We start from the raw sequence: 15,597 nt of genomic DNA, 5'->3' as shown, positions 1-15,597 counted from the left end.
CGTTCATGGGCAAGCCGCAGCAGGTGGACGCCACCTTCGGGCAGTTCCACGGCGAACGGAAGCACGTGGACAACGCGGTGGTCGTTCACCGGTTCGACGGCGGCGGCCTGGGAACGGTCGACACCGCGTCCATGCACGTGGAGAGCGGGCTGACCCGGCGCATCGAGTTGTACGGCACGAAGGGTACGGCCATCCACACGCCGATCGGTTCGAACAACCTGACGCTTTCGCTGGCGGATGCCTTCGAAGACTATGCGGCGGGATGGCAGGAGCTGTCCGTTCCGACGCCACCGGGACCGCCTTCGCTGCTGACCGAACTCGCGGCCTGTATATCCGGCGCGAAGGAGCCGGACTATACCCTGGACCACGATATGGCGGTGCAGCGCACCCTCTTCGCGGGGTGCGGCATCACCGATGGTTCGGCGATGACGGACGTGCCGCATTCGGCAAAAAGCATTTGACAGAAACCGCGAATTCCGTATATTAACAGGATAGACGACGCGGGGTGGAGCAGTCTGGTAGCTCGTTGGGCTCATAACCCAAAGGTCGGAGGTTCAAATCCTCCCCCCGCTACTCGATCGATCAGGGGCGGTTCCTAAGACCGCCCCTGTTTTTGTTTGTGCCGATCCGCTGGTCCCGTGCTGCACTGGCATAATTTTGACGAGAGATCCGCGGTGGCGAGAGCTACGCGGTGAGCCGCCCCAGGCCGTTTATACCGTACAATATCTGACCGAGGTAACCCGATGGCTAAAATGACCGGCTACCGGTACATCGCGGAGATGCTGCGCGGTTACGGGATCCGGGCCGTCTTCCACGTTCCCTATGTGCTGGACGGTGCCCTGGTGGAGATGGAGAAACTGGGTATCCGGCGGATCCGGTGCCATTCCGAAAAGGCCGCGGCATACATGGCCGACGGTTACGCGCGGGTCGCCCACGGTCCCGGCATCGCCATGGCGCAGTCCGTGGGCGCGGCCAATCTCGCCGCCGGGCTCCAGGACGCCTGGCTCGCATGCTCGCCGGTCATCGCCGTCACGGGCCGCTGGATGCCCCACTACCTCTACCAACAGGCCTACCAGGAAGTGGACCACCGCCCCCTCTACGACCCGGTCACCAAGTTCAATGCCTACGTGGACGGTGTGGAACAGATCCCGTTCCTGCTGCGTCAGGCCTTCCGCGAGGCCACCACGGGCGCGCCCCGTCCGGTCCACCTGGACTTCCTGGGGCTGTCCGGTGATCTCGCGGCAGGGTCGAAGCTTGATGCCGAGGTGACCGTGGAGTCTTCCTTCTCCCGGTATCCGGCCTTCCGCCCCGAACCGGAGCCGGGTCGTGTCGCGGAAGCAGCGCAGCGCATTGCGCGATCGGAGCGGCCGGTACTGGTCGCGGGAGGAGGGGTCACCGCATCGGGCGCGCAGGCCGAGGTTGTACGGTTGGCCGAGAAACTGTCCATCCCGGTTGCGACTTCGCTGAACGCCAAGGGTACGATACTCGAGGACCACCCGCTGTCCGCGGGCGTGGTGGGCACCTACTCCCGCAAGTGCGCCAACGAGATCGTCTCGGAGGCGGACCTCGTGATCTTCGTGGGCAGCCATACAGGCGGGCAGGTCAGCCACTTCTGGCAGATTCCACGGCAGGGGACGCCGGCCATACAGATCGACGTGGACCCCGCCCAGATCGGCCGCAACTATCCCGCAGAAGTCGCTATTCAGGGCGACGCGAAAGCGACGCTGGAGCGCCTCATCGAGGCCGTGGCCCTGGTCCCGGACCGGGCAGCCTGGACGGAGAGGGTGCGAGCACTTGTCGACCGGTGGCGGTCCGAATTCGACGGGTTGCTCCGATCCGATGCCGTGCCCATCCGCCCCGAGCGGCTGTGCCGCGAAATCACTGAGTTTCTACCGTCCGACGCTATACTCCTGTCGGACACGGGCCACGCCGGCATGTGGACGGGCGCCATGATCGAGATCACGGATCCGGGACAGACCTACCTACGCTGCGCCGGGTCCCTGGGCTGGGCATTCCCCGCGGCCATGGGCGCAAAGTGCGCGGCGCCGGACCGTCCCGTCATCTGCTTCACCGGCGACGGCGGATTCTGGTACCATCTCGGGGAACTCGAAACGGCCGCCCGGTTCGGGATCAACACCGTCACGGTGATCAACAACAACCGGTCCTTCAACCAGTGCCGGGATGCTTTCGAAGATGCGAGCGGCGAGCGGGGCCAGGGGTCGGACGACCTGTGGGTCTTCGAGGACGTGGATTTCGCCGGGGTGGCCAAGTCCATGGGATGCAAGGGGATACGCGTGGAGGACCCGGAGCGGATCCGGCCGGCGCTCGAAGAAGCCGTGGCGGCGGACGGACCGGTCGTCGTCGACGTGGCTACCGATATCGACGCCATGGCGCCGAAAGCCTACGTTCCGGAGTGAAGATGGGCGATTGCCCACGGACGCCCTCCCCCGGGCATCCGGCCTCCCACAGAAATCGTTTCCAGTTTATCAAATAGTTAGTACATTACAATTAAACAGCGACAGATTCTCAGTATTCCCAGAATCCGATACTGGCTATTCCGCGATTCCTGAGACAGGAGGCCCATTATGCGCTGTCTTGTATTCGCATTTGCCATGATCTTCGCCGGATGCTCGTCTTACAGCCAGCTCGGTTCGGGCGGGACCGGCGACTCGCGCAATTCAGGCTCGACGGACGGATCGGAAACGACGGTAGTCTGGCTGGACAGCCAGGGCGCGTTGCCTTCGGTCGGGTACTTCGACGTTAAGACCATCTTCACCGTGTCTGAAATGGGGCCCGGTTCCTACATTCGCGTCGCAGCCATGCACCTCACGGGTACGTCGCGCGAGGGCCTAGTCAACAAGTTGCGGCTGAAAGCATCGCAGATCGGGGCGAACAGGCTGCTCATCGTCAAGGTGGAGGAGACCAAAGAGGAAATCTCCCTCTATTCCGAACTGGAAAATGTGGCCCGGTTTTTCTCCAGAGAGAAAACAGACGCGGACCGGAGCAGCGAAGCCTACACGCTCAGGATCGACGCGATCGCGATCCGGCAGTCGGATGACCTGACAAACGTTTTACCAACCCGACAAGGGCAGGACTGGCCAACCGTCTATCAACCCCGTTCGTCCTATGACCGACCGACCGTGTACCGGCCTCGGAGGCCCCGCCGGCCGTATGACCGGCCGACCGTCTACCGACCGCCTCGACGGGATAACCGTCCGACGGCGAAACCACCACCTCGTCGGGATGACCGGCGACCGGTGAATCCTTCGACACCCAAGGATGAACCGCCCATCGTGGCCCCGCCCCCTCCGAAGAATGACCGTCCACCCGACAGGACGCCACCACCGCCACCGAAGGACGAACGGCGCGCCGTGAAGCCACCACCACCGCCTCCTGAGGAAGACCGGGCGTCCCGGAAGCAGCCCCGCATGAAGACCCATCGGCCTTGACGCGGTCCCGTCGACCGGATCGCCATTGGCAATGAATTATCCCGAGGCCGGTTCTCCCCATTCAACGATCGAGCGGGGAGGACCGGCTTTACGTTTCAAGGGGTTATCCAACCGGGAGACGGTTCCAGGGTCAGTATCGAGCACTTTCGGCGTCGGGGAGGATGCCGCCTTCGTCCCTGGGAAGGACCGACAGGGGCAGCGCGATGGAGGAGCCCGCGTCGACCGGGAGGGTAACCCCCGTGATCCAGCGGGATTCGTCGCCGGCCAGGAAGACGGCCGCGTGGGCGACGTCCCAGGCCGTGCCCTCGGTACCGAGCGGCGTGGAACGCCAACGGAGTTCCCGGTGCGCATCCGAAAGCCCGGCGGTGAAGGACCCGTGAAGGTGCCCGGGGGCGATGCAGTTCACGCGGATCCCGTCCCTGCCGTGCTGTACCGCCATGTTGATCGTCAGGGCAATGACCCCGCCCTTGGAAGTCTCGTAGGCGACGTTGTACGACCATCCGCTCCGGAATCCGTCGATGGACGCCACGTTGATGATGGATCCACCGCCGGAATCCATCATCGCCGGTATGGAGAACCGGCTTGCGAGCATCTTGGCCTTGAGGTTCACCGCCATGATCTCGTCCCAGTGCGCCTCTTGCACGTCCACCACCGTACCCGGATAGCTGAGCCCCACGTTGTTGAAGAGGATGTGCAGCCCGCCGTACCGTTCCACCGCGGTTTCGGTCATGGCTCGGCAGTCGTCCGAGCGGGTCACGTCCCCGGCGAAGACCGAAGCCGTACCCCCTTCTTCCTCGATGACGGCCAGCGTCCTACCGGCGTTCTCCGCGCTTCGGTCCGCCAGCAGCACCTTCGCACCTTCCCGGGCCAGGAGCACGGCGGTCGCCTGCCCCGTGCCCGCCACGTCGCTCTGCGTGCCCGCGCCCGTCACGACGGCCACCTTGCCGTCCAGGCGGGGTTTACGAGGGGTCATTGACGTCCCGTCCATCAGAAGATCTCCGCCCCGCCCGCCACCACCAAGTCCACGGCCGTGAGGTAGTCCGATTCCGATGAGGCCAGGAAGGCGACCGTTTGTGCCACGTCTTCGCTCCGGGCCACCCGTCCCAGGGGTGAAATACCGGCCTTCTCCTGGATAAACGCCCGGTGGGCTTCGCTGTTTTTCCACGATGTGCCCTGGACGGCGCCGTCGGATACGGCCTCTTCGATGAATCCGAGGCGCTCGGTATCGACCGCGGTGGGCGACACCGAGTTGACGTTGATCCCGTGGGGACCGACTTCCTGTGCCAGGGCCTGGGTGAACCGGATGATGGCCGCCTTGGACGCGCAGTAGGCCGAGAACCGTTTACGCCCGATTTTGCCCGACGTGGAGGCGATACTGATGATCTTGCCGCCCTCTCCCCGCTCGATCATGTGGCGCGCCGCAGCCCGGCACATGAGGAACACGCCCTTGGCGTTGACGTTCATCTCCTTGTCCCAGGCTTCCTCCTCCATATCGACGACGAGCACGCGGTCTTTGCCCGGCAGGGAGCCGGCGCCGTTCACGAGGATGTCGATGCGGCCGAAACGGTCGATCCCCCCGGATACGAGCCGTTCCACCTGTTCGGCCTGCGAGACGTCGGCCAGGATGGCCTCCGCGCTGCGCCCCGCCGCCTCGATCTCCCTGACCACGGAGGGCAGTCCCTTCCATTCCGACGAGTCGCCGGGATAGGGATTTGCGACCCGGTCGCTGACGATGACGTCGGCGCCTTCCTTCGCGAGCCGCGTGGCGACGGCCCGGCCGATGCCCCGTTCCCCGCCCGCGCCGGTGACCAGGGCGGTTTTGCCGTGGAGGTTGTACATTATGAACCTTCTAAACGGATCACTCGAGTTCTGTTTCTGTCTGCGACACTCGGCAATTCAGCGAAAAAACCAGTCACGCCGTAAACCGCACCTGGAGACCCAGGGCACGCACGATACGAACTACCGTGGAGAATGCGGGATTACCGTCCTCCGACAGTGCTTTGTACAACCCTTCCCGACTCATTCCGATCTCACGGGCCAGCCAGCTCATATTCCCCGATCGGGCGATATCATTCAATGCTGCTCGTATGAGACTGCCATCTCCTGGATCTTCTTTCGCGCATGCTTCCAGGTAGAGACGAGCGTCTTCCAAGGTGCGCAGGTGCTCCGTCACTTTCCACTTTGAAAATGAAATACTCATTTCCAACTCCATTCCCTCGCCAGCCTGACGGCGTGCGCAATATCCCGCCTTTGACTGTCTTTATCGCCGGCACAGAATACGATCATCCTCATCCGTTCGCGAAGGACATAGATCCGATAGCCTGGTCCATGATGTAATCTTATTTCGAACAGACCGTGTCTCACGGGCTTGACATCCCCTGCATTACCCAGTGAGATGTTTCGCAAACGCGCATTGATGCGTGCAACCGCGCTACGGTCAGACAGGCCACGGACCCATCGCCTGAATACGGCACTTTCAATGATCTCGATCATATGTAATGTAAACTACAGTTCACACTCTGTCAACTTTGACTTGATCAGCAAGTGCGACTGAAACGGAATCTCCGCCGCCTCAATTGCAGTCTTACATTACATACTGGTCGTATTTTTTGATCCTGATCTTGCCCCGCAATCCTCACTCGCCCTCTCTCCGCGGCCGCACGACGGTTTCGCCGTCGTCTTCCACGATGGGGTGGTGGTAGATGTAGGGCGGTTCCAGCACGGCGCGCTGGGCCTCGGTGAGCTCGGAGGTCCATTCGGGCAGACTGGTTTCGTAGATGCCGCCGGCGTAGTGCAGGTACTTGGGCGTGTACCGGTACAGGGCGACCCGCCGGTCGTGCTTGCCGTGCCAGGGCAGGGTGCCGTGGGCGGTGGCCTCGTTGAAGATCACCAGGTCGCCTGCCTGCTGAACGATGTGATGGACCAGGTCCTGGTTGGCCTCCCAGGTCAGGATGTCCTCCGGACAGGTGAAGTTGGCCTTGTGGCTGCCCGGGATGACGCAGAGCCCGCCCGCGCCGGGGTCCACGTCCGCCAGGGCGAACTGGCACACGATCAGGCCCGAGCGCATGCGCCCGTTGTGATAGTGGTAGTACCGTGATCCGTTGAAGGTCGCGTTACCCGATCCGTGGATCTTGAGCCCCTCGCAACCCGCTTCGGCGATCAGCACGTCGACGCCGTGGTCGAGCTTCCAGCCGCGGCCGAAGAGGGTGTTGAGATAGGGTATGATCTTCGGATGGACCAGGAGGTCGCGAAAGGGCTGGCACCAGGGCTGCGGCCAGGTGAGCATGCCCTCGTAGTGGCGAAAGGGGGCGTACTTGCCTTCGAAGGGCCTGCCCCGCCAGTCACCGCTGAGTTCGTTGGGCCCGTCGTACGAACCGAGCCGGTCGGGATTGGCGTCGAGGGCCGCGTTCATTGCCTGTACTTCGTCCCCGTCCAGGAAACCACGCACGTGTAGAAAGCCCTGCAGGTCGTACAGGTACTGTTCCTCTTCGCTCATGGTGGTAAAGGCCGGCGATTCGGGCATGGAGAAACCCTCCTGACGAAGTGGCAATTTTGATTTTGATATCGGGTGCTTAAGCAACAGAAGATAGCCCGGCAGATGCACGGCGCAACGATAAAAACATCGATCTGAATCCCCGCGCCGAAGGCCACAAAATGCCTTGACAGCCATGCCCGCCCCGGTTAACGTCCCCAAGTCCATTTCCGAGGTGAATGCCGTGGTGGTGAACGCCGCTTTCGCAACCCGGAACGGACGCCGGATTTCCCCTGGAAAACCACGCCCCAAACTGCGGGATGCCGTGTCCGAAGAACCCGAAGTACCCGAACAGATCGAAGCGCAACAACTCGACCGTCCGACGGTACCCGAACTGGACGAGATCCTGGGCGAACCCTTCAAGGTGCTCGACGACGGGTTCGTCCGTGTCGTCGACTATATGGGCAGCGATCATTCCATCGTGCAGGCCGCGCGCGTGTCCTACGGCGCCGGTACCCGCCAGGTGCACCAGGACAGGGGGCTGATCCGCTATCTCATGCGGCATCAGCACACCACCCCCTTCGAGATGTGCGACATCAAGTTCCACCTCCGGGTGCCCATGGATTGCTGGCGGCAGTGGATCCGGCATCGGACGGCTTCGGTCAACGAGTACAGCACCCGCTACTCGCTGGCGATCGACGCGACGCAGACCACGTCCCCCGATGCGTGGAGGTTTCAGGCGGAGGGCAACCGCCAGGGCAGCGGCGGTTTTGTCGATACCGAGCGGGGCGCCTATTTTACCGAAAAGGAACGGGAACTCCAGGAGGCCGCCCGGACCCGTTACGAAGAACGAATCGAGGCCGGCATCGCCCGGGAACAGGCCCGCAAGGACCTGCCCCTGTCCACCTACACGGAAGCCTACTGGAAGGTGAATCTCCTGAACCTGCTGCGGTTCCTCCTGCTGCGTATGGATGACCACGCGCAATGGGAGATCCGCCAGTACGCCCGTCTGATCGGACACCGCATCGTGTCGGCCTGGTGTCCCATCGCCTGGCAGGCCTTTCTGGACTACAGCGTGAACGCGATGCAGCTGACCCACCTGGACTGGGAAATCATCCGGGCGATCCAGGCGGGCGATAACGGAAAAGTCAACGAATTACTGGTGGAATACCGGTACATTTCAAAGTCCGGCAAGCTGCGCCGCAGCCGGGAGCGGGACGAGCTCGAAGCCAAGCTTCAGCAGCTGAACATGCCGGTTCCGTGGCGGTCAGGTGACGATCCCGCCTAGCGTCTGGCGGGTTGATGGCCGGATGCCCGGCATCGAGCGACCGGGCACGACCGGAAAGCGGTTACCGATGAACCGAGGCAAACCGGAGCCCGTATCCCGTAGATACGATATCGCCGACGTCGGCACGCGGCGCGGGATCCTCGAGGCCCTGGAGAACCTCGGCCCGACGGAGCGCAGGACTGAAGACTGGTGCGACTGGGTACTGGCGTTCGAGGACGAAGGGGAAAGGCTGGTCCTCAAGCAGTACCGGAAAGGCACCCTGATGATCCAGGGCAGGGCGGGTAATCTGCTCCAGGTGATCCTGCACGTGCTATCGCCCTTCCTGGATGAGACCGCGGAAACGGCCGGCGTTGGATTCGGCGGTCGCAATGGAAAAGGCAGCGCCAATGGATCCGGCGGTGCCGGGACCCGGAAGCTTCCCCTTCCCCACATCGGGACGGACGAGTCCGGCAAGGGCGATTATTTCGGTCCGCTGGTAGTGGGCGGCGTCCTGGTCGAAAACGGGACCCGGGACCGGCTGGTGACCCTGGGCATCCGGGATTCCAAGAAGCTGGGCGACGCCACGTGCCGCAAGCTGGCGGCCGAGATCAGGCGGATCTGCGTCGGAAAATACCGCGAGGTGATCATACCGCCGGAGCGGTACAACACGCTGTACGAGGAATTCCGGCGCGAAGGCAGGAATCTCAACCATCTCCTGGCCTGGGGACACGCCCGCACCATCGAAAGCCTGCTGGAAAGCGCCCCGTGCCAACTGGCCGTGACGGACCAGTTCGGCAATGAAAGCTACATCCGGTCCCGGCTCATGAAAAAGGGCCGCGAGATCGAACTGATCCAGGAACACCGGGGAGAGCGGTACCTGGCCGTGGCCGCAGCGTCTATTCTCGCCCGGGACCGGTTCCTGGAATACCTGGAAAGGCTGTCGGGCGAGGCCGGACTCATCCTGCCCAAGGGCGCGGGCGCGCCGGTCATCGCCGCCGGCAGGAAATACGTCGAACGGCATGGTGTGGACAGACTCCATTCCGTGGCCAAGATGCACTACAAGACCACGGCGCAGGTAGTGTAAGCCAGGTGTTGTAAACCATTAGGAAACGCAGCCTTTATGCGACAGACGACACTGTACGCACACACTAAATTCCAGATCGCACCGGTTGATCCGAGGATCTTCGGAGGATTCCTGGAGCATATCGGCAGGGCCGTCTACGAGGGCGTGTACGACCCGGATTGCAGCCACGCGGACGAGGACGGGTTCCGCACGGACGTTATGGATGCGATGAAACGTCAGTCCATGACCGTCATGCGGTATCCCGGCGGCAACTTCGCGTCCGGTTACCACTGGATGGACGGCGTGGGTCCGCAGAAGCTGCGTCCCACCGTGCGCGAACTCGCCTGGCAGAGCATCGAGCCGAACGCGTTCGGCACCGATGAGTTCATCCGGCTGTGCCGCAAAATGGACTGGCAGCCCATGCTCACGGTCAACCTCGGTACCGGCTCGCCCGAGGAAGCCCGCAACTGGGTCGAGTACTGCAACTGCCCCGCGGGCACGAACTTCGCCGACATCCGGGTGGGCAACGGGGAGGAGATGCCCTACGACGTCGGCCTGTGGTGCCTGGGTAACGAGATGGACGGACACTGGCAACTCGGCCACGTGCCGGCGGAACAATACGCGATTCGGGCCCAGCAGGCCGCGAAGATGATGAAGGACGCGGACCGGCGGATCGAACTGGTCGCCTGCGGCTCCTGCTCCGTGGACATGTTCGACACCTACATGGATTGGGACCGGCAGGTCCTCGACTACCTGGGCGACTACGCCGACTACATCAGCCTGCATCGCTACGTGGGCAACCCGAAGGACGATACGCCGGACTACTTGGCCGTCACGAACTCCATCGACCGGCAGATCGAGGAGATGGATGCGGTATGCCGCTTCGTCCAGGCCAGGCGCCGGAGCGACAAGCGCACGTACCTTTGCTTCGACGAATGGAATGTCTGGTACAAGAACCGCGAAACGGATGGAGAGGGCAAATTCGCGCCGCACCTGGTGGAGGAGGTGTACAACCTCGAAGACGCCCTCGTCGTGTCCGGATTCCTGAACAGCTTCGTGCGCCACGCCGACTCGGTCCGCATCGCGAACATCGCCCAGATCGTCAACGTCATCGCGCCGTTGATCACCCGGGGAGACGACCTGCTCGTACAGTCCATCTACCACCCCTTCACGATGTACGCGGGTCGGCAGGACGGCACGTCGCTCAGGACCTTTGTAGACGGCGCGGGATACATGAGCGAAAGCTATGGGCGGGTAAACTACATCGACGCCGCCATGATCCAGAACGACCGCAAACTGCATGTCTTCGTCACGAACCGCAGCACGGACACCGACGTGCCGCTGCGCATCGTGCTCGAAGACCGGCCGATCGAGTCGCTGGTCGGCGCCGAGATACTCACCGGAGGACAGGACCCGAAGGCGGCAAATTCATTCGAACAGCCCGACCTGGTCGGCAAGCGGCCCTACCGGGAGATCAAGATCGCCGGGGGCAGGTGCCAGTGTTTTCTTCCCCCGCTGTCCTTCGCGGCGATGACCTTCGAACTCGAGAAATGGTAGGACGCGGCACTCGGTCCGCACCGCCCGGGCCGTGACTGCGCCGCCCTGGTAGCGCAGCCCGGTCCGCGACCCTTCGGCGCCGCGTCTTCCGCGACAGTCGCATCTTCGTCCCTTCCATCCCATGACCGCATCTGCCAAACCCCGGAAACTTTCGCGCCGCGAAGTCCTTAAAATCGGCGGCGGCGCCCTACTCGGCGGCGGCGTCCTGCTTGGCGCGGCCGTGACCGGTTGCGGTGGGGGCGGTGACGACCGCCCGGGCCGGACCGCCCGGGCCGGCCAGGCGGGCCAGGCTGACCGGACGACCGTGCGCTTCATGACGGCCCAGACGCGGGAGAAGCACCGGTCTCTGGAACCGCTCATCGCGGAGTTCATGGACATCCATCCCGGCATCCGGATCGAGCATATCAAGGTGCCCTGGGACCAGGCCCACTCGAAGTATCTCACCGCCATCCTGGGCGGCGCGCCACCCGACGTCATGACCATTCCCAGCTGGTGGGTGACCGAGTTCCGGGCCATGGGCGCCCTCGAGGACCTGGGACCCTGGGTGCGGGACTGGCCCCATCTCCAGGGCTATTCGGAACAGGTGAAAAGGCTGACCCGGTCGACCATGGCCTTCGACGGGGACCAGGTATTCGGCCTGCCCACGGAGGTGGCCGTCCGGTCCATGTTCTACCGCACCGAGTGGCTCGACGAACACGGCCTGGCGCCGGCCCAGACGCGCGAGGAGTGGCGCGTACTGCTTGAAAAGATCACGGATCCCTCCCGCCAGCGTTACGGTTACGCGCTCCGGGGGGCCCGGGGCGGTTTCTGGTCGTGGTGGGCGATCGCCCAGGAATTCGCCGGGACGAACACCTGGTTCGACGAAGACCACCGGTGCGTCATCAACAGTCCGGACCACGTGGCGGGCCTGTCCTACTGGAACGATCTCTACCAGGACGGCCTCGCCCCGCCCGACTCGCTGAACTGGGGTTTCAACGAACTGGTCCAGGGATTCTGGTCGGGGCTTTGCGGCACGATGGAGCAGGACCCCGAGGTCGTCCGGACCTGCCTGGAGCACGGCCTGGATGAAAACAGCCTTGCCATCACGGTCATGCCCGCCGGCCCCCGGGCCCGCGTGGCCCTGTCCGACGGGGGGTATACGTCCATGTCGTCGGCCTCCCCGCGCAAGGATGAAGCCTGGACGTTTCTCGGCTGGTTGATGGCGCCCGAACAGCGGCTCAGGTACTGCAGGGACGTCAACATGATCCCGCCCTTCGCCGATGCGATGGAGGACCCGGCCTTCGGACAGGGTCTCTACCGGTCTTTCGTGGAAATGGTCACGGACCCGGCCATCCTGCAGAACTGGTATCCCAACTACCTGCCGGAGATGGGAGAGTTTCTGGAGGTGCGGGTGACCGAGGAGCACCAGAAGATGCTGCTGCGGCGGCAATCTCCCCGGGAGACGCTCGACCGGCTGGCCGACTTTATGACCCGGGCGCAGAGGAAGTACGTGGACCGATACGGTCCGGATACGCCGAGACCACCGGCATAGCGCGTCAATAGACCACAACGTACGACTGCACGGACAGCGCGTTGGACCGTGCAGGCGGACGATACGCTGCTACGAAACCCACACGATGCCTCACCACGCCAGATCCCTCAGGAAACCCCGTAGACTTACCCGCCGCGACATACTGCGGGTCGGCGGCACCGCCTTCGCGGGCGCGGCCGTGCTGGGCTGCGGAGGCGTGGACGACCGCCGGACCATCTCGGTCTTCAGCCCGATGGGCGAGGTGAAGAACCAGGCTTTGGCCCGCCAGGTCGACCGCTTCATGGCCTTGCGGGACGACCTGCGCGTGGAAGTGATGCCCGTGCCTTGGGACCAGGGCCACGCCAAGCTGCTCACCATGATCGCCGGCGGCAACCCGCCCGACGTGATCACGGCCACGGGCCAGTGGATGGCCGAGTTCCGGGCCATGGGCGCCATCGAGGACCTGACGTCCTGGTACGCGTCGTGGCCCCACCGCGACGCCTTCACGCGGACGGCACTGCTCCGGTGCGAGAGCAGCACGGCCATCGAGGACGGCCGGGTCTACGGCCTGCCCCTGGAGCTGACGACACGGGCCATGTTCTACCGCAGACGGTGGCTGGACGAGCAGGGACTGGAACCCGCGGCTTCCCGGTCCGGCTGGCGCACGCTGCTGGAGCGGATCACCGACCGGGACCGCGGCCGTTACGGCTACGCCCTGCGCGGCGCCCGCGGGGGCTTCTGGACCTGGTGGCCCATTCTGGAGGAGTTCTCCGGCACGAACGAATGGTTCGACGAGGACCAGCGTTGCATCATCAACAGCCCGGAACACGTGGAAGGACTGACCTACTGGAACGATCTCTACCGGGACGGGCTGGCGCCGGCGGACGCGGTGAACTGGGGATACAACGAACTGGTGCAGGGGTTCTGGTCCGGGATCTGCGGGTGCATCGAGCAGGACCCGGAAGTGGTGCGCACCTGCCTGGATTACGGCATGGACGAATCGACCCTGGTCACGGCGCTCATGCCCGCCGGGCCCCGGGCCCACGTGGCTTCCAACGACATCTGGATCCTCTCCATATCCAAAGAGGCGAAGAACCTCGACAGCGCCCTGGCGTTCTACGCGTGGATGATGGCGCCGGAGCAGCTCATCGCCTACAGCAAGGACGCGAGCGTGCTGCCGACGGTAAAGCAGGGTATGGACGACCCCTACTTCGGCCAGGGGTTCCTGCGACCGTTCATGGACATGGCCACCGATACGAGGCTCCTGCAGAACTGGTATCCGAGCTATCTGCCCGAAATGGGTGAATTCATCGAGGTGCTGGTCACCGAGGAACAGCAGAAAATGCTCCTCGGCCGGCAGTCGCCGCGGGAAACGCTCGACCGGCTGGCCGACTTCCTGGGCCGGGCTCAGCAGCGTTACGTGGAACGCCACGGTCCCGAGACGCCGCGGCCGCCCGGAACCACCCAGCCCCTCGGCACCCGGCAACCCCTCGCGCCATGAAAAAGGCCGATCCCTACCTGCTCCTGGCGCCGGCCTACCTGCTTATCGCCGGATTCCTTTTCTACCCCATGGCCACGGTGTTCCTGCTGTCGCTTCAGGAATACCAACTCATGGATCCCCTCAATACGCCCTTCGTCGGACTGGACCAGTACGCCTTCATGCTTGGGGACGAGTACTTCTGGCGGAGCCTGTGGAACTCGGTGGTCTGGGTGGTCGTATCGCTGTGCTTCCAGTTCCTGCTCGGTTTCTGCCTGGCACTGCTGCTCAACAGCGCGCGGTTCAGGGGCCGCGGGATCTTCCAGGCTATCGTCTTCGCGCCTTGGGCCGTTTCGGGCTTTTTGATCGCCATCATCTGGGCCTGGCTCCTGAACGGGGAATTCGGGCTGGTCAACGACCTGCTCATCCGGACCGGCCTGCTGGATCAGAAGGTCGGGTTCCTGTCCCGGGAGGAGACGGCACTCTTCTCCTGCGTGCTCGCCAATATCTGGTTCGGGGTCACCTTCTTCGCCGTCATGCTCTTCGCCGCCCTGCAGGCCATCCCGCCGAGTCTGTACGAAGCGGCCGACATGGACGGCGCTACGGCCTGGCAATCCTTCTGGCGCGTCACCGCGCCCATGGTGAAGCCGGCCATCGTCATCACCATTCTGCTCCGGGCGATCTGGATCTTCAACTGGGCGGACCTGATCTGGGTCATGACCGGGGGCGGGCCGGCCGGAGCTTCCCGCACCCTGGCGCTCTACGTGTTTCAGAAGGCCTTCCTGGGCCTGGATTTCGGGTATTCGGCCGCCCTGGGCGTGACATTGACCGTGGTCTCCCTGGCCTTCACCGCCGTATTCCTCCGCGTCACCCGGTTCTACGGCGACGAGGCCGCCATTTGAGGCCGCCATTTGAGGCCGCCATTTGAGGCCGCCATTTGAGGCAGGGACGATGATCCGTATGCATCCAATGCGCCGGCTGGTTCAGCTCACCGGACTGTGTGCGTTCTTCGTTTTCGCCGTTTTTCCCGTGTACTGGATGGTGGCTACTTCCCTTACGCCTGCGGAGGACCTTTTCATATGGCCCCTGCGGTATTTCCCGGCGGCGCCTACGCTGGAACACTACGCCGAGGTCTTCCTGCGCACCGACATCCCCCGGTTCTTCACCAACAGCCTCACGGTCGCCAGCCTGGCCTCGGCCTGCACGCTCACCGTGTCCGTGCTCGGAGGCTATGCCCTGGCGCGCTATCGGTTCCGTGGGCGCCAGGCCACCCTCCTGGTCTTCCTGGCGACCCAGATGATGCCCGTGGTGGTGCTCATCGTCCCGCTCTTCATCATCTTCCGGGTACTCGGGCTGCTCGATACGCTCTACAGCCTGATGATCGTGTATACCGTGCTGAACATCCCCTTCTGCACGCTCATGATGCAGGGCTTCTTCGCGGGCGTCCCGTCGGAACTCGAAGAGGCCGCCATGGTGGACGGGTGCAACCGGATGGGGGCCATCCTGCGCGTGGCCGTGCCGCTGGCCCGACCCGGGCTGATCGCCACCTTTCTGTTCGCCTTCATCGGTGCCTGGAATGAACTGCTCTTCGCCGTGATGTTCCTGAACACGGAATCCACCTTCACCCTGCCCGTGGGCCTGTACAACTTCATCAGCAAGTACGACGTCCACTGGGGGCGCATGATGGCCGGCGCCACGCTGGCGCTGCTTCCCGCGCTGGCCGTGTTCGCCTTCGTTCAGCGGTACATGGTCAGGGGATTGGCTTTGGGAGCGGTGAAGGGCTGAGGGCAGGGTGGCGGCCG

15 protein-coding genes and 1 tRNA gene are annotated in these 15,597 nt (G+C 63.8%); 11 read left to right on the top strand and 5 right to left on the bottom strand.

Features of this window, described 5'->3' with window-relative positions; all coding sequences use genetic code 11:
* From OXH56_01190 to OXH56_01175, 4 genes are all read left to right on the top strand, one after another.
* Positions 1 to 461: Gfo/Idh/MocA family oxidoreductase (locus OXH56_01190; GenBank protein ID MCY3553911.1), on the top strand; the 461-nt coding region annotated here is incomplete at its 5' end.
* Positions 462 to 499: 38 nt separating this feature from the next.
* Positions 500 to 573: transfer RNA gene (locus OXH56_01185), tRNA-Met, on the top strand.
* Positions 574 to 743: 170 nt separating this feature from the next.
* Positions 744 to 2,417, top strand: a complete 1,674-nt coding sequence (locus OXH56_01180; protein ID MCY3553910.1) for a thiamine pyrophosphate-binding protein — start codon at positions 744 to 746, stop codon at positions 2,415 to 2,417.
* Positions 2,418 to 2,585: 168 nt separating this feature from the next.
* Entirely contained in the window at positions 2,586 to 3,449 is an 864-nt protein-coding gene (locus OXH56_01175; protein ID MCY3553909.1) for a hypothetical protein, read from the top strand.
* A gap of 130 nt (positions 3,450 to 3,579) precedes the next feature.
* On the opposite strand, the gene OXH56_01170 is transcribed toward OXH56_01175, so the two are convergent.
* The 5 genes from OXH56_01170 to OXH56_01150 form a co-directional block, all read right to left on the bottom strand.
* Positions 3,580 to 4,422: an SDR family oxidoreductase gene (locus tag OXH56_01170; GenBank protein ID MCY3553908.1), complete on the bottom strand. Its 843-nt coding sequence runs from the start codon at positions 4,420 to 4,422 to the stop codon at positions 3,580 to 3,582.
* Between the two features lie 14 nt (positions 4,423 to 4,436).
* On the bottom strand, positions 4,437 to 5,288 hold the full coding sequence (locus OXH56_01165; protein MCY3553907.1) for an SDR family oxidoreductase: 852 nt from the start codon (positions 5,286 to 5,288) through the stop codon (positions 4,437 to 4,439).
* A 73-nt stretch (positions 5,289 to 5,361) separates the two neighbouring features.
* Positions 5,362 to 5,649: a putative addiction module antidote protein gene (locus tag OXH56_01160; protein ID MCY3553906.1), complete on the bottom strand. Its 288-nt coding sequence runs from the start codon at positions 5,647 to 5,649 to the stop codon at positions 5,362 to 5,364.
* Positions 5,646 to 5,942, bottom strand: coding sequence for a type II toxin-antitoxin system RelE/ParE family toxin (locus OXH56_01155; protein MCY3553905.1), 297 nt, complete (start codon positions 5,940 to 5,942; stop codon positions 5,646 to 5,648). The genes OXH56_01160 and OXH56_01155 overlap by 4 nt, the downstream gene beginning before the upstream one ends.
* 142 nt (positions 5,943 to 6,084) lie before the next feature.
* A complete protein-coding gene (locus OXH56_01150; GenBank protein MCY3553904.1) occupies positions 6,085 to 6,972 on the bottom strand; it encodes a phytanoyl-CoA dioxygenase family protein in 888 nt (295 codons plus the stop codon).
* 145 nt (positions 6,973 to 7,117) lie between these two features.
* Here OXH56_01150 and thyX point away from each other — a divergent pair, with 145 nt between their 5' ends.
* The 7 genes from thyX to OXH56_01115 all read left to right on the top strand — a co-directional run bounded on the left by thyX (position 7,118) and on the right by OXH56_01115 (position 15,580).
* A complete protein-coding gene (thyX, locus tag OXH56_01145; protein MCY3553903.1) occupies positions 7,118 to 8,209 on the top strand; it encodes an FAD-dependent thymidylate synthase in 1,092 nt (363 codons plus the stop codon).
* 67 nt (positions 8,210 to 8,276) lie between these two features.
* On the top strand, positions 8,277 to 9,272 hold the full coding sequence (gene rnhC / locus OXH56_01140; GenBank protein ID MCY3553902.1) for a ribonuclease HIII: 996 nt from the start codon (positions 8,277 to 8,279) through the stop codon (positions 9,270 to 9,272).
* A gap of 36 nt (positions 9,273 to 9,308) precedes the next feature.
* Entirely contained in the window at positions 9,309 to 10,808 is a 1,500-nt protein-coding gene (locus tag OXH56_01135; GenBank protein MCY3553901.1) for an alpha-N-arabinofuranosidase, read from the top strand.
* A gap of 121 nt (positions 10,809 to 10,929) precedes the next feature.
* On the top strand, positions 10,930 to 12,339 hold the full coding sequence (locus OXH56_01130; GenBank protein ID MCY3553900.1) for a sugar ABC transporter substrate-binding protein: 1,410 nt from the start codon (positions 10,930 to 10,932) through the stop codon (positions 12,337 to 12,339).
* Positions 12,340 to 12,424: 85 nt separating this feature from the next.
* Positions 12,425 to 13,819, top strand: a complete 1,395-nt coding sequence (locus tag OXH56_01125; protein ID MCY3553899.1) for a sugar ABC transporter substrate-binding protein — start codon at positions 12,425 to 12,427, stop codon at positions 13,817 to 13,819.
* On the top strand, positions 13,816 to 14,697 hold the full coding sequence (locus OXH56_01120; protein MCY3553898.1) for a sugar ABC transporter permease: 882 nt from the start codon (positions 13,816 to 13,818) through the stop codon (positions 14,695 to 14,697). The genes OXH56_01125 and OXH56_01120 overlap by 4 nt, the downstream gene beginning before the upstream one ends.
* Before the next feature lie 58 nt (positions 14,698 to 14,755).
* Positions 14,756 to 15,580 (top strand): carbohydrate ABC transporter permease, encoded by an 825-nt coding sequence (locus OXH56_01115; protein MCY3553897.1) that lies wholly within the window; start codon positions 14,756 to 14,758, stop codon positions 15,578 to 15,580.
* Positions 15,581 to 15,597: the final 17 nt, after the last annotated feature.

Source organism: Gemmatimonadota bacterium, assembly GCA_026702745.1.
Lineage (GTDB): Bacteria > JAAXHH01 > JAAXHH01 > JAAXHH01 > JAAXHH01 > JAAXHH01.
This window is presented reverse-complemented; position numbering and strand designations above follow the sequence as displayed.

What these genes read in the sequence shown, in the direction of transcription:
- OXH56_01180 (MCY3553910.1), top strand. Translation starts at nt 744, where the DNA reads ATGGCTAAAATGACCGGCTACCGGTACATCGCGGAGATGCTGCGCGGT.
- OXH56_01175 (MCY3553909.1), top strand. Translation starts at nt 2,586, where the DNA reads ATGCGCTGTCTTGTATTCGCATTTGCCATGATCTTCGCCGGATGCTCG.
- OXH56_01170 (MCY3553908.1), bottom strand. Translation starts at nt 4,422, where the DNA reads ATGACCCCTCGTAAACCCCGCCTGGACGGCAAGGTGGCCGTCGTGACG.
- OXH56_01165 (MCY3553907.1), bottom strand. Translation starts at nt 5,288, where the DNA reads ATGTACAACCTCCACGGCAAAACCGCCCTGGTCACCGGCGCGGGCGGG.
- OXH56_01160 (MCY3553906.1), bottom strand. Translation starts at nt 5,649, where the DNA reads ATGAGTATTTCATTTTCAAAGTGGAAAGTGACGGAGCACCTGCGCACC.
- OXH56_01155 (MCY3553905.1), bottom strand. Translation starts at nt 5,942, where the DNA reads ATGATCGAGATCATTGAAAGTGCCGTATTCAGGCGATGGGTCCGTGGC.
- OXH56_01150 (MCY3553904.1), bottom strand. Translation starts at nt 6,972, where the DNA reads ATGCCCGAATCGCCGGCCTTTACCACCATGAGCGAAGAGGAACAGTAC.
- thyX (MCY3553903.1), top strand. Translation starts at nt 7,118, where the DNA reads ATGCCCGCCCCGGTTAACGTCCCCAAGTCCATTTCCGAGGTGAATGCC.
- rnhC (MCY3553902.1), top strand. Translation starts at nt 8,277, where the DNA reads ATGAACCGAGGCAAACCGGAGCCCGTATCCCGTAGATACGATATCGCC.
- OXH56_01135 (MCY3553901.1), top strand. Translation starts at nt 9,309, where the DNA reads ATGCGACAGACGACACTGTACGCACACACTAAATTCCAGATCGCACCG.
- OXH56_01130 (MCY3553900.1), top strand. Translation starts at nt 10,930, where the DNA reads ATGACCGCATCTGCCAAACCCCGGAAACTTTCGCGCCGCGAAGTCCTT.
- OXH56_01125 (MCY3553899.1), top strand. Translation starts at nt 12,425, where the DNA reads ATGCCTCACCACGCCAGATCCCTCAGGAAACCCCGTAGACTTACCCGC.
- OXH56_01120 (MCY3553898.1), top strand. Translation starts at nt 13,816, where the DNA reads ATGAAAAAGGCCGATCCCTACCTGCTCCTGGCGCCGGCCTACCTGCTT.
- OXH56_01115 (MCY3553897.1), top strand. Translation starts at nt 14,756, where the DNA reads ATGCATCCAATGCGCCGGCTGGTTCAGCTCACCGGACTGTGTGCGTTC.